Origin of the sequence: Nitrosospira sp. NpAV, from assembly GCF_000832065.1 — a bacterium.
Classification (GTDB): Bacteria; Pseudomonadota; Gammaproteobacteria; order Burkholderiales; family Nitrosomonadaceae; genus Nitrosospira.
Genome location: NZ_JXQM01000022.1, coordinates 35,495 through 47,939 on the forward strand (window position 1 = coordinate 35,495; position 12,445 = coordinate 47,939).

11 protein-coding genes, 1 other RNA gene and 2 pseudogenes are annotated in these 12,445 nt (G+C 53.0%); 5 read left to right on the forward strand and 9 right to left on the reverse strand.

Annotated features, from left to right (window positions below; translation table 11 throughout):
- Positions 1 to 284: 284 nt before the first annotated feature.
- From SQ11_RS14070 to SQ11_RS17370, 3 genes and pseudogenes are all read right to left on the reverse strand, one after another.
- On the reverse strand, positions 285 to 929 hold the full coding sequence (locus SQ11_RS14070; RefSeq protein ID WP_041514831.1) for a hypothetical protein: 645 nt from the start codon (positions 927 to 929) through the stop codon (positions 285 to 287).
- 85 nt (positions 930 to 1,014) lie between these two features.
- Positions 1,015 to 2,079: pseudogene (locus SQ11_RS16915) on the reverse strand (transposase); the annotation flags it as partial.
- 7 nt (positions 2,080 to 2,086) lie between these two features.
- Positions 2,087 to 2,239, reverse strand: a complete 153-nt coding sequence (locus SQ11_RS17370; protein ID WP_156972520.1) for a hypothetical protein — start codon at positions 2,237 to 2,239, stop codon at positions 2,087 to 2,089.
- A 102-nt stretch (positions 2,240 to 2,341) separates the two neighbouring features.
- Here SQ11_RS17370 and SQ11_RS14090 point away from each other — a divergent pair, with 102 nt between their 5' ends.
- A complete protein-coding gene (locus tag SQ11_RS14090; protein ID WP_041514834.1) occupies positions 2,342 to 3,229 on the forward strand; it encodes a LysR family transcriptional regulator in 888 nt (295 codons plus the stop codon).
- Between the two features lie 539 nt (positions 3,230 to 3,768).
- Here SQ11_RS14090 and SQ11_RS17920 read toward each other — a convergent pair.
- Together SQ11_RS17920 and SQ11_RS14100 are read right to left on the reverse strand one after the other, a co-directional pair.
- Positions 3,769 to 4,695, reverse strand: a pseudogene (locus SQ11_RS17920) (transporter).
- A 135-nt stretch (positions 4,696 to 4,830) separates the two neighbouring features.
- Positions 4,831 to 5,349 carry a hypothetical protein gene (locus SQ11_RS14100; protein ID WP_156972521.1) on the reverse strand — a complete coding sequence of 173 codons (519 nt, stop codon included), beginning with the start codon at positions 5,347 to 5,349 and terminating at the stop codon, positions 4,831 to 4,833.
- A gap of 195 nt (positions 5,350 to 5,544) precedes the next feature.
- Here SQ11_RS14100 and SQ11_RS14105 point away from each other — a divergent pair, with 195 nt between their 5' ends.
- Together SQ11_RS14105 and metW are read left to right on the forward strand one after the other, a co-directional pair.
- Positions 5,545 to 6,240, forward strand: a complete 696-nt coding sequence (locus SQ11_RS14105) for a HugZ family protein (RefSeq protein ID WP_041514836.1) — start codon at positions 5,545 to 5,547, stop codon at positions 6,238 to 6,240.
- A gap of 176 nt (positions 6,241 to 6,416) precedes the next feature.
- Complete coding sequence (metW, locus tag SQ11_RS14110; protein ID WP_041514837.1) at positions 6,417 to 7,028, forward strand: methionine biosynthesis protein MetW; 612 nt, start codon at positions 6,417 to 6,419, stop codon at positions 7,026 to 7,028.
- Positions 7,029 to 7,037: 9 nt separating this feature from the next.
- Here metW and SQ11_RS14115 read toward each other — a convergent pair whose 3' ends face one another.
- On the reverse strand, positions 7,038 to 8,426 hold the full coding sequence (locus tag SQ11_RS14115; protein ID WP_041514838.1) for an MFS transporter: 1,389 nt from the start codon (positions 8,424 to 8,426) through the stop codon (positions 7,038 to 7,040).
- A 69-nt stretch (positions 8,427 to 8,495) separates the two neighbouring features.
- The gene (locus tag SQ11_RS14120; protein WP_041514839.1) at positions 8,496 to 9,269 is read right to left on the reverse strand and encodes an exodeoxyribonuclease III; all 774 of its coding nucleotides are present in this window, start codon (positions 9,267 to 9,269) and stop codon (positions 8,496 to 8,498) included.
- A 29-nt stretch (positions 9,270 to 9,298) separates the two neighbouring features.
- On the opposite strand from SQ11_RS14120, the gene pyrE reads away from it, so the two are divergent.
- A complete protein-coding gene (gene pyrE / locus SQ11_RS14125; RefSeq protein ID WP_041514840.1) occupies positions 9,299 to 9,973 on the forward strand; it encodes an orotate phosphoribosyltransferase in 675 nt (224 codons plus the stop codon).
- Between the two features lie 41 nt (positions 9,974 to 10,014).
- Here pyrE and SQ11_RS14130 read toward each other — a convergent pair whose 3' ends face one another.
- Entirely contained in the window at positions 10,015 to 10,488 is a 474-nt protein-coding gene (locus SQ11_RS14130; protein ID WP_041514841.1) for an LEA type 2 family protein, read from the reverse strand.
- 183 nt (positions 10,489 to 10,671) lie between these two features.
- Here SQ11_RS14130 and rnpB point away from each other — a divergent pair.
- Positions 10,672 to 10,975, forward strand: an RNA gene (gene rnpB, locus SQ11_RS16575) — RNase P RNA component class A.
- Between the two features lie 90 nt (positions 10,976 to 11,065).
- Here the strand turns inward: rnpB and nirK are convergent.
- Positions 11,066 to 12,166, reverse strand: coding sequence for a copper-containing nitrite reductase (nirK, locus tag SQ11_RS14135; protein WP_041514846.1), 1,101 nt, complete (start codon positions 12,164 to 12,166; stop codon positions 11,066 to 11,068).
- Positions 12,167 to 12,445 lie beyond the last annotated feature (279 nt).

Consider the following 12,445-nt stretch of genomic DNA (forward strand, 5'->3'; position numbering starts at 1 on the left):
AGTACGTCACAACGATTGATGGAGTCCTCTGGAGCGACGGACTTCCCATACCGTTAATTGACAAAAGAAAAGTGGTAATAGTGTGGAATACAGCAACAGAAGGTTTACGTGTTCTGCAGTTTGAGCGAGGAATCGCTGTCTCCGCAAGATGATCGGCTTTAAGAAGATTAATAACATCAGCAGTTTTGGCTTTTGTAAGCTTTTTTACATTTACTTGAATCATGAATTTTTCCTGGCGCGTAGCGTGCAGTCTGATTTGGCCAGCTTGTCACCAGCTATTACGGCTACCCTGACGGTTTCTTTGGGTTCCAGCGATGGATGATGCCGCCGACGAGTCCTGCAAGGGCAACCACCATCAGCAGAAATCCCCAGCCGGTGCCCTTGCCGGTGTGAACGAAGTCCCCCGCCCGCCTGATCTCCAGCGGAATGGTAACAAGCGTCTCAGGATGACCTGCCTCATTATTTCCAATCAGTAGGATGTTGTACTTCGCCAGCGGTTCCAGATCAACTGCAATGGAGATGTTCCCCGATCCATATTCCTGTGCGGGAACGGACAATACCTCGCGCTCCTCTCCACCTTCCACCTTCATCAGCCGTACCGCGAGCGGAAATTCCCGGATTTCCGGCGCGAACAGATCCATCACGATGTTTAGGGGACCGGCAGGCACAGGGGAGCAAAATGGCGGATAGGAAGGATGATCCCCATCCGGCACTACATAGGCGTTGAATCCCACGGGGAAGGCGCCCGATTCCACGACGCACGCGCCGCTGGAGACAGACTCCTTCTGTCGGGTGCGATTTTCGGGGCGGGGGGCACGCAACGAGTTACTGAAATCTTCTGCCTCCTGTGCGTTCGAAACTGTGGAACATATTGCCAGGGCTACGCCCCCCCAGTAGAGCGTTATGACCAGCATGGTACGAAATATCATTATGGAGTTGTCCCTATTAAATCGAACAGGATATGGTTAGCTGCGGCTGAAACTGTCTTGTGACTTCACCTTCAGCCCCTGTGGAATGGCATTCATTGTAATCTTCGAACCAGTAAGCAAGCTAATGCCATAACTGTTTTTGCGTTGGGACGATGATGCCCATAGACGCGATCCCGTTTGACATTCTTGACGAAGGTTTCGGCCATGCCGTTGGATTCGGGGACTTGGATCGGAGTGAAACAGCCGAGAAAGCCCATATCCTAGGCAAACGTTCTTGTTTCTGTGGAGGGATGGCAGTTGCCATTGTCGCTGCGCCATTCCACCCTATGCGGGAGCCTGTTATGGTTCCGAAGCACCGCTCGACGGATTCAATCATCAGATCTCGCCCCATCTCTCCGGTAATGCCGCTGGTGGTGGCCACATGACTGATGATTTCACGGTCACAGCAATCTAGGGCAAAGACCCGCACCACTTGCCCATTCCAGCAGGGAATCTCAAACCTATCCGAACAACAGCGCAGATTGGAGCGCAACGTTACCACCTCGCCTTCATGCGACCGTTGCGGTTGCTTGCCGGTATGCCGGGTTAGTAGCAAACCATTCTGACGCATGATGCGATAGATCCACCTGTGATTGACCGCAGGCTGACAGTGTTTTCGTCTGCATCCGTTCCACCAGATGGGATCGTGCCACACCCAGCGTTTCGGTAGTAATGGCTTTCATGGGATATTGTCCTGTGGCAGCAAGGACATGCGCGAGATCAGTTTTCTTCATGAGCAAGCTTCATCGCTTCGGTGAAAATCTCATTCTACTGGGTAGCCCAGCACCCGCTCCAATTCGTGGATGCGCTTCTTCAGCTCCCGGACCTCGGCCGCAGACACGATGGCATCATCGCTGCGCGCTGCTTCCTGTCCTCCTTCAGCCATGAGTTTTCTCCAGCGGGATAATAAAGTGGGAGCAACACCATATTTCCGCGCTACATACGAGACACTCACTCCCGGCAACCGGGATTCTTCAACAGCTTTCAATTTCTCACCCAGGCTCCAGCGCCTGCGGTGCTCAACTGTGAGGACCACTTCGATGCGATCAAAACCAGACGCGCCATGCCTAGTACTAGGCGTATGCCTATCTCTTATTATTAGTGCATCCATGCCCGATTCAATTGAAAGCTGCTACACGGCCAGCTTCGAAGCAATGTTGGCCGATCTGGCCGCGTGGGTGACTCCGATGGTTCAGGATCAGTGCGCGCCTCCAGGGCTTAAAAATATTGGCCGGCAACTGTCCGTCGTTCCAACCCTCGTTCTTCGTCATGATGATTTCCTCGAAATTTCCAGAGTGGAATCATCCACTGCTTTTTATATAGAATAAAGACTATTTTTTGGATAACATTGCTCTGTCAATGGAGCAATTAGTATGGAATTTTTGAATGACATGGCCCTGTTCGTAGAAGTTGTCAAGGCCAAGGGCTTTCGTGGTGCTGCCGACACCATCGGAATGCCGAACTCAACCCTGTCGCGACGGATCAGTACGCTGGAGAAGACGATTGGGCTGCGCCTCTTGCATCGCACAACTCGCAAGATCGAGCTAACTGAGGCTGGTCAGATTTATTACGAGCGCTGCAAGCGCATCGTCGATGAAGCCAGGCTTGCGCACGAACAACTTGGCGAAATGCTCGCACAGCCCAGCGGCGTACTGCGCGCTTCGCTGCCTGTGGATTTTGCCATCGCCTACATGGCGCCTTTGGTCGCCGAGTTCGCAAGCCTCTATCCCGGTATCACCTTCGATTTCGATCTCACATCACGGCGGGTCGATCTGGTGAGCGAGCCTTTCGACGTGGCGATCCGTATAGGAGAGCTTGAGAATTCACAACTGATTGCGCGTCCACTGGCTGCGCTCCCTGCGTACCTTTACGCTTCGCCCCGTTATCTCGACCGCTTGGGAGAACCTGCCGAGCCTGCTGATCTGGAGCGCCATGAGTGCCTTGGCATCCTGAAGGCTGGTGCGTGGACACTGCACGATGGGACGCATACCACCAAAGTTTCTATTGGTGGCCGGTTTACGCTCAACAGTGTCGGCATGATTCGCCGCCTGGCAACACTCGACATGGGCATCATCATGATGATGGAGGCAATTGTCGCCGATGATCTTGCCAGCGGGCGGTTGCGTCGCATCCTGCCCAAATGGCATGGCGCTCCGATATCCGTCTACGCCGTCACTGAGACTCGGTTATTGCCTGCAAAGACACAGCGCTTCATTGAGTTCCTACAGGAGCATCTGGGGCAAGGTTTAACAGGAGGTTGAAATTTCCCCTGATGCCGTCGGCTAGCCGCCAGCGGATTTCGCTCTATGCCGTATTCAGCCGCTAGCGTTTTTCAAGTACATGCCACGTCGTGCGCCCATCGATGGCACTATTGGGGATCTTCGGCGCCACATGTGGCGTCACGCGTCGGCCGAGCATGGCAAAAAGACGAACTGGACCATGTCATAATTCCTGTCCGCTTCCAAAGTCGAACCTCGTTTGATCAAGCGCTCCACCGTGCCAGTGACCAGTGCGGTTCTCCATCAGGGAGCATGGCTCAGGCTTCGATCAGAGTGTCATCCACCGTGAAATGCTCCGAGGATACCAGCCCCTGCCATTCCGATACCTGAACATCGCGGCTTGGGTGGCGTCGGCACATCGCATGGAATCCTCTATTTTATCGAATTCAACAGGTCCTAATTATACCACCTGCATGAATCGATTTGCCGTGTAGCATGGAAAATCCATCCGCCCGGGAGTGGCTGTTCACTTTGGTGGACGTCAATATTGATAAAGTTTTCCGCGCGTTAGTGCCTGAGCATTAGAAGGGCATGATCAACCTCAACCAGGCCGTGTAACCCTGGAAACGATTCTTGACGTGCATTTCATGCTGCCACTGTGCAATGAATATCGTTCCGGTCGGGCTATTGTAGCTCGCGCTGGGCCCGATCGCGAACACTTCGCCTTTGCGCCCAGAGGACCATGGGCCGAACGCCGACGAGATTGTCTGCCCATCGAGTTTGTCGTTGGTCGTCTGCTTTAGGTAATAGCCCGAAAGTCCGACGCCCCACGGGCCTAAACGTTTGCCAACAAGAAAGTCAATGTGGAATTCGTCACCGGACGCGTAGTCCATTTTTGGTTCACCTATGGCGGAGCGAAACTCCTTATTCTTGCTCTTGATGTTATACATGAACTTGCTGGAGATCTCCCAACCTTTTTCAGAGAGCCAGGTTACCGCGAAGAGTGGTTAGATGCTCCAGTAATTGGTGCCGATGCTCTTACGCGGATCGCCAGCCTTATACTGGCCGGTGGGCATGCGAATATCCAGTGCCGCTACCCAGTGCCAGTTACCCAAATGCCAGACCAGGCTGGCCGGACTAATGGTTATATCACCTAGACCTACGACTGAGGAGGCATGGTCTCCGAGCTTCATCCTTTGATGCACTATCGGCACGATGATGTGCACACCGTAGTTGCCCCCCAGAATACGCATTTCGGTGATGTGAATAAGGCGGAATGCGTTGAACCAGGCGCTGACTGCGGCCGCGGCCTTGTCGCCGTCGCCATTGTGCAGGGTGCCGTTGTAGTGACCGAGATAGTTGAGGAAGTGGTTGCCCGGCGATGGCGCCGCGCCCGCCAGCCAGTTTTCGGCACCGTTCGGATACTGATCGTTGCCTTCCTTGGCAATTGTGTCCCCCGCAGCCAGCTCCAACAAGGCCAGCGCAAGGCCGAACAGCTTGATGTTCATGCTTCCCTCTTGATGCTATTAACAGGAGATTGAAATTTCCGTGATGCCTTTGGCTACCAGCTGGTAAATGGCAGTGATTGGATTCGATAAGCCCATTGCCGGGGATGAAATTCGGATTTCCGGCGCTTTTTTGGCTCATTTGGAGTCCTGGTCGTTTTCCGGCCAGTCTTGGAGCAGTCGCCCAATCTGGTCGCATGGGTGACCCGGATGGTTCAGGTTTGGTGCGCACTTCCAGAGCTTGCAAATATTGGCCAGCAGCCATTCGTCGTTCTTGTTCTTCTTTATGATGATTCCTCCAAATTTCCAGAGTGGAATCATCCACTGTTCTTTATATAGAATAAAGGCCATTTTTTGGATAACATTGCTCCATTGATAGAGCAATTTTATGAAAATGATTTGCGCGGCTTCAAGACTTGTCCAGCTGCGGTGCAAATAAAAACTTACCCAGAGCCTCTCGCGGGCAGCCAGCCTGATGAAATCGTAGCTTTCCCGCAACGTTGTTCTCCCTTTGCAAAAAGAGACACGCTTTACTTGATTGCATTTAAAACTCTCGCTAGAGTCTTCCATGCCTGCATCTCGCCTTTCCGTAGCTGCATTCCTTATCGTGCTTTGATTACTCGGATTGGGACCTGCGATGACTACGATAACAACCATTTACGTACCTCTTCTCGATGAGGGTACCGGGAGGTCACCACCTTCGATAGTGGCACACCCAGCCAGACGCATTCTTGTCGTCGGGTTGCAGAAGCCTGAATCAAAGCGCATCATCGAAGCATGGCGACGCGACTATAATGCTCCTAGCGAATACGTTAAAACGTTAAATCCAACCAGGTCAGACAGAGAAGCTCCATGAATAATGCGCGCGCAGCCCGTCGGATGTTGCGCACTCACCGCTACGGTGTCTTGAGTACCTTGTCGGAGAAGTTCGATGGCCATCCGTTCGCCTCGATTTTGTACTATCTGGTGGACCACGACGGCAGCCTGCTTATCCTTATCAGCATGTTGGCGGAACATACTAAAAATATCCGCCATGACGCTCGTGTAAGCCTTCTTACACATGATCACAGCGACTTGAACATCCAGTCCCAAGGGCGCGTCACGGTGGTGGGGACGGCCCAACCTGTGGAGGACAACCTCCGTATTGCTGTGCGCTATCTGCGCTATTTTCCGGAAGCGGAAACCTATCTCGCCATGCGCGATTTCTCTTTCTATCGCATCGTTCCGCAGACACTGCGCTACATTGGCGGTTTCGGTAAGATTCATTGGGTCTCGGCGGCCAGCTATCTGGTGCCGGCTTATCCGTTGATTGGGCAGGAGGACGATGTCATTGCGCATATGAATGCGGATCATCGCGATACTTTGCGCCGATACTGTGAACATTTTCACCAATGCGTGGCATTGGATGTCGAAATGTTGGGGATCGACTGCGACGGTTTCGATATACGCGCCGATGGCAGGCATCTGCGTATCGATTTTGAGGAGATGGCATTCGACGCGCAGCAGGCTCGACATGCCTTGGTTGAAATGGCGCTAAGAACGAGATGACTCTGATTTCAATCGCAATCCGGCCACTGGGTGAGACGGAGGATGCGGTCCATGGGGTGTGGAGCAAGGCATTGCACGCAGCCATGTGCAGTAAAAACTGCGTACTTCACCCCGTTCGACTACCAGATTTAGGATAATATATTCGCCAACGAATACATCCCGCAAATATTGAAGACGTGACCAGCACTGCTACCCCATACACTGCCACCCGGCCCGATTTTGCCGCCATTGCCGCATGGGTGAAGCCCGGTGCAAAGGTGCTCGATTTAGGTTGCGGCGATGGCTCGCTCCTATGTTTCCTGCGCGATGCGCGCAACATTCATGGCTATGGAGTGGAAATCGACGATGACAATGTCCTTGCGTGCTTCAATAATGGAGTCAATGTGATTCAGAGTGATCTGGAATCCGGGCTGCTGAGCTTCGAATCGGGATCGTTCGATTATGTGGTTCTCTCGCAAACGTTGCAAGCGGTAAAACACACCGAGGGAATCATCAGGGAAATGTTGCGCGTAAGCAAGGAGGGGATTGTGTCGTTTCCTAATTTTGGCTACTGGAAAAACCGGCTACAGGTGATGTCTGGTCACATGCCTGTTTCGGAAACGCTACCTTATCAGTGGTTCGACACACCTAACATTCACAACTGTACACTCGGCGATTTTGAAGAGTTCTGCAGTCAGCATGGCGCGCGTATTCTTGAGCGCAGGGTAATGAGTGGAGATCATCAAATCACGTTCCTGCCCAACTTACTGGGGACGTTGGCATTTTATCGGTTTGAGCAGCAAAAGTAGCCATCAGAATCACTTGGCATGCGCCTGGGAATCCGCTGTCTCGAATTTTGCCTGTCCCGCCAGCCATACCAATACCAATACCGGAAGGCCGAGTAACGCCGTGCCGGTAAAAAAACTGGCGTAACCGTAAGCATCGACGAATTCGCCGCTGAACCCGGCGATAAACTTTGGCAATAACAGCATCACCGAACTGAACAACGCGTATTGTGTGGCAGAGTAGGCGGAATTCGTCAGACCAGAAAGATAGGCTATAAAAGCGGAAGAAGCGATGCCGGCGGACAGATTGTCTGCGGAAATGGTGAATATGAGGCCGGTTATATCGTGACCGCGCCCGCTTAGCCAGACAAATAGCAAATTGGTTGCCGCAGACAATACCGCTCCCAGAAACAATGTGCGCATGACCCCGATTTTTGCCGTGAGCACTCCGCCGATGGCTGCACCGGCAATCGTCATGATGACCCCATAGATTTTGGATATTGTTGCCACTTCATCCTTGGTGTAACCCATATCCACGTAAAAAGGATTGCTCATTACACCCATCACCACATCCGAGATGCGATAAAGTGCGATCAATGCCAGAATTACCAGCGCTTGCCGACCATGACGCACAATAAAATCCCGGAAGGGCGCAATCATTGCTCCATATAGCCAAGCCAGTGTTTGCGCGAGTCGTACGTTCAAATTCCAGTGTGCAATGACCTCCCGGGCATGGCCTTCATTTTCGGCGATGAGACGCGTGACAGGAACTTCCGGCTCGCGAATGATAAGCGTGGTGATAATGCCCACAGCCATGCATGCGGCCATCGCCAGATAGGCAGTGCGCCACGGCGCATAGTCATAACTGGCTTCCGAAGGGTCTACCGCCGCGGCTATCCACAATACGCCAGCGGAAGCCAGGATCATGGCCACACGATAACCTGCCTGATAAGTGGCGGCCATGGCCCCTTGGAGTCTGGGTGCTACCGCTTCGATTCGATAGGCGTCCAGCGCGATATCCTGAGTAGCGGATGCGAAAGCGACAGCAAGGGCAAAAAAAACCATATACGTCAAGTTCTCGATCGGATCGGTACTTGCCATACCGGCAAGCGCGATGGCGATAACAATTTGCGAGAGTAATAGCCACGCGCGCCGCCGGCCTAGAATACGGGTTAATATCGGCAATGAGAGACGATCCACCAGCGGCGACCACAGCCATTTGAAGCCATATGCCAATCCGATCCAGCTCAAGTGACCGATGGTGGAGCGGTCGATGCCCGCTTCCCTTAACCAGAACGATAAAGTGCCCAGTATCAACAACAGCGGCAATCCGGCAGAAAAACCGAGTGACAGCATCCCCAACACCCGTGGATGGGTGTAAATGCGAAAAGCATGTAGCCAACCGGATAAGGCAGTGGACATTATCCTAGGTCCGGCATTCGGGCGAGACGGCTATACCGTAAGAGGAAGGATCAACTATCGAATACAGGGTCATAGGCTGTAATCATAGTCGATGGTGAGCGGTGAATGATCGGAGAAACGCTCCTCCTTGTAAATCGAAACTTTAGTCGCCTTGGCCGCAATGTGCGGTGTCGCAATCTGATAATCGATGCGCCAGCCTACATTCTTGGCCCAGGCTTGCCCTCGATTGGACCACCATGTGTATTGCTCAGGCTCGGCGTTGATTTGACGGAAAACATCGACAAATTCAAGATCATCAAAAACTCCACTAAGCCAGATGCGTTCTTCGGGCAGAAACCCGGAGTTTTTCTGATTGGAGCGCCAGTTCTTCAGATCGATTTCCTTGTGAGCGATATTCCAGTCACCGCATAATATGATCTCCCTGCCGCAACCCGCGAGTTCTTTGAGCATGGGGAGGAATCGCTCAAGGAAAAAGAATTTGGCAGCTTGCCGATGCTCACCACTGGAGCCGGAGGGAAAATAGATTGATACTATAGTCAATGGGCCAAAGTCAGCGCGTAGAAAGCGCCCTTCCGCATCGATCTCCGCAATGCCAAGACCTTCGATGATATTGTCGGGCTTTTGCCGGCTGTAAATACCTACTCCGCTGTATCCCTTCTTTTCAGCGCAGTGGAAATAACCATGGTAGCCATCGGGTGACAACATTTCTCCCGTGATGTCGGTCTTCTGAGCTTTCAATTCCTGCACACATACGATATCGGCCCCCTGCATCGGCAGCCACCGGAAAAAACCCTTGCTTGTGGCAGAGCGCACTCCGTTCAGGTTAAGCGTTATAATTCTCACGTCTATTTTTTCCAGTTGGTCATGTAGAGATGTCCGATTTCCGGCAGGAATTCATTGAATTTGCCATTGACCGTAGTGTGCTGTGCTTCGGCGAATTTAAAACTAAAGCGGGACGGCTGTCGCCATATTTTTTCAATGCGGGGTTGTTCAACGACGGCGATTCTCTTCGGAAACTGGGGCAATTTTACGCCAAAGCCATTCGTGATGCCCGGCTTCCGTTTGATATGCTATTTGGTCCCGCCTACAAGGGCATCCCGCTGGTAAGTGCTATCGCCATTGCGCTGGCCGAGAACGGGGATAACTACCCCTTCTGTTTCAATCGTAAAGAAGTAAAGGATCACGGCGAAGGAGGAAATCTCGTGGGCGCCCCCCTTGCCGGACGTGTGCTGATTGTTGACGACGTCATTTCTGCCGGTATTTCAGTGCAGGAATCCGTCGGCCACATTCAAGCTTCTGGTGCCATACCTTGTGGCGTCATTATTGCACTTGACCGGATGGAGCGCGGTAACGGAGAACTTTCCGCTACGCAGGAAGTTCATCATGCCTGCGGAATTCAGGTTGCCAGCATCGTTAATCTGGATGACATTGCAAATTATCTGCGGGACAGAAAGAGTCTGCGACACAATCTTCAGGCGATAGAAAGCTACCGTGCACAATATGGGGTCCCTGACCCTGGAGAACTCCGGAGTGGGCACGTACTATAGCAGACGGGCAAACCATTCAATAACCATTCAATAATTGAAGGTCAAGGCATCTTCTCCGGTGGTAGGGTCGACAACGTAATTTCTCCTTTCGAATCGAAGCGGCGCCCGATGGCAAATCCCTGTCCGCCAAGGTGGCCACGCAAGTGATAATCGGCCTTGGTATGATCGCCAGCGGCCAGTCCAAAGGCATGACGGATAATTGTTGTCGCCGGCACTGTTACCGGCACCGTGATGACCGCTTCTCCAAAGCGGGGTATCGTGCCCTGCTGATCGCTTACTCCACTCGCGAAGCTCATTCCGCGTAAATCCAGATCGAGCGCGACACCATCGTAATCGAGGGGTCTGCCGTCATGATTCTGAATTCGGAGGTGGACCGCGAAGCGTGCCTCCATACCTCTCCCTTCCAGCGGCTCAACTCCAGCTAAAGAGACACGAAGCGGCTCATGCATTCCTAGCGCTGCGCACCCGGATAAGAGGAAAGCGAATGCGTAAATAAGCAGTATGCGAGGGTTCATCAGGGTACACCGGATTGTGAATCTGAAATCATAACTTGATTATCCTAAATCCGGTAGTTGGACAGGGTGGCGTGTGCGATTTTGGAAGGCAGGGCAAGAGGATTTGGCGCTCTCAGAATCAATGAGTGGAAATTCGTAAGGGAGTTTGTTTCGTGCGTTTGGTTTGGTGATACTATCTCTATCGAAGCTGGCTAGACAGTCGCCGCCCACCTTTCGGTTATGGAAGGCAGGGGGGAGGAAAGTCCGGGCTCCACAGAGCAGGATGCCGGTTAATGGCCGGCCACCGTGAGGTGAGGAAGAGGGCCACAGAGACGAGCGTATTAAGTTACGGTGAAACGCGGTAACCTCCATCCGGAGCAAGACCAAATAGGCAGGCGATGATGCTGCTCGCTGAGCCTGCGGGTAGGTTGCTTGAGCGTACGGGTAACCGTACGTCTAGAGGAATGATTGTCCAAGACAGAACCCGGCTTATCGGCCAGCTTCATTCTTATTCATATTTCAGATCGGTATCCCGCGCATAAAAACGCGGCTTCAACGTAACATTGAAGCCGCGCGGATAGGATGCTAATGGATTTTCTTAGTGATCCATCGCCGGGGTTGAATTCTCATTGGGTTTCTTGAGCTGGATCATGAGATCGTCGTCCCATTTGCCCTCGACATTCATGTGGGCCGCGGCACCCAGCAATACGGCTTCCAGCAGGTTATGGCTCAGATACACATAGAGGCCGGGTTGCTTGAATTCATACAAGGCCACTCCTGTGCCGCCCCCTGCCACAAACCAGGTTTCCTGATTGGTGAGAGGAGGATCGCTGAACTTGCCACCCTGCCATACCAGATCGCCATGGCCGCCAATCAGGTGGGGACGGGAATCGCGGTTGGCCTGCGCGTGAATGAACAGCACTTTCTCTCCAACCTTGGCCTTGAGCGCATTGTCGCCCGTCAGCGCACCTACCGCGCCATTGAAGACGACGTGCGTCGGGATCAAACCCTTGCCGACTTCGAGCATTTCAGCCATGCCTTCGGCGGGCTGGGAATACGACTTGTATTTCCCGTCCTTGTCCTTGGGCAGGTACAGATCCTGTTCGCCTATGTAGTAGGCCCGGTCATAGCGCACCGGCTTGCCTTTGTTGTCCTTCAGGCCATCCCGCGGCAATACCATGATGGCGCCATTCATGCCCGATATGACGTGGAACGGAATCATGGTTCCGCCCGGGGCACAGTGGTAGATAAATACGCCGGCTTTGGTTGCCTTCCAGCGCACCACCACATCTTCGCCAGGAGCCACCAGCGTCAGGCCGGCGCTACCCAGCGCACCGGTTGACGCATGAAAGTCAACATTGTGCGCCATGGTGCTGGTCTTGGGGTTGACCAGTGTCAGCTCGACATAGTCGCCCTCATGCACGACGATCAGCGGACCCGGAACGGTGCCATTGAAGGTCAACGCCCACATCTTGGTGCCATCCGGTGCAATCTGCACCAGCTTTTCTATGGTCTCCATGCGCACCTTGACAACCTTGGGACCCCCTTTGGCTACCTGGTCGTGCTTGGGTAAAAAAGGCGGAGCCACCAGTTCCTGGGTGACCACCGGCAATTTGGAAATGTCCGGCGCCGCCATGGCCGGACCCGCACCCATACACAGCAATCCGAACCCGATTGCCCCTTGAACAACTTTGTTCATGTTACCCTCCATAAATGTTTTATTCACCGCGCATATCCATGCGCCATTTCTTTCCGCCCGGCATTCAATGGCTGACATCTCATCCTTTTCTGAAGAGCATCTCTAAGAATTCAGCGGGCGCACAAACAGCCTCCCGCCTGCCTATCCGGCAGGCGGGAAATACTCTCATTTAGGCGACCGAGGAGCAACTATGCATTGCAGCAAATTTCGAATTCTTAGAGATGCCCTAAAGAACGAAGGCCCGGCAACTATACAGCTTTAACATATACCTGTCCATGC

What these genes read in the sequence shown, in the direction of transcription:
- SQ11_RS14070 (WP_041514831.1), bottom strand. Translation starts at nt 929, where the DNA reads ATGATATTTCGTACCATGCTGGTCATAACGCTCTACTGGGGGGGCGTA.
- SQ11_RS17370 (WP_156972520.1), bottom strand. Translation starts at nt 2,239, where the DNA reads ATGACGAAGAACGAGGGTTGGAACGACGGACAGTTGCCGGCCAATATT.
- SQ11_RS14090 (WP_041514834.1), top strand. Translation starts at nt 2,342, where the DNA reads ATGGAATTTTTGAATGACATGGCCCTGTTCGTAGAAGTTGTCAAGGCC.
- SQ11_RS14100 (WP_156972521.1), bottom strand. Translation starts at nt 5,349, where the DNA reads ATGGTTGTTATCGTAGTCATCGCAGGTCCCAATCCGAGTAATCAAAGC.
- SQ11_RS14105 (WP_041514836.1), top strand. Translation starts at nt 5,545, where the DNA reads ATGAATAATGCGCGCGCAGCCCGTCGGATGTTGCGCACTCACCGCTAC.
- SQ11_RS14115 (WP_041514838.1), bottom strand. Translation starts at nt 8,426, where the DNA reads ATGTCCACTGCCTTATCCGGTTGGCTACATGCTTTTCGCATTTACACC.
- pyrE (WP_041514840.1), top strand. Translation starts at nt 9,299, where the DNA reads ATGTCCGATTTCCGGCAGGAATTCATTGAATTTGCCATTGACCGTAGT.
- SQ11_RS14130 (WP_041514841.1), bottom strand. Translation starts at nt 10,488, where the DNA reads ATGAACCCTCGCATACTGCTTATTTACGCATTCGCTTTCCTCTTATCC.
- nirK (WP_041514846.1), bottom strand. Translation starts at nt 12,166, where the DNA reads ATGAACAAAGTTGTTCAAGGGGCAATCGGGTTCGGATTGCTGTGTATG.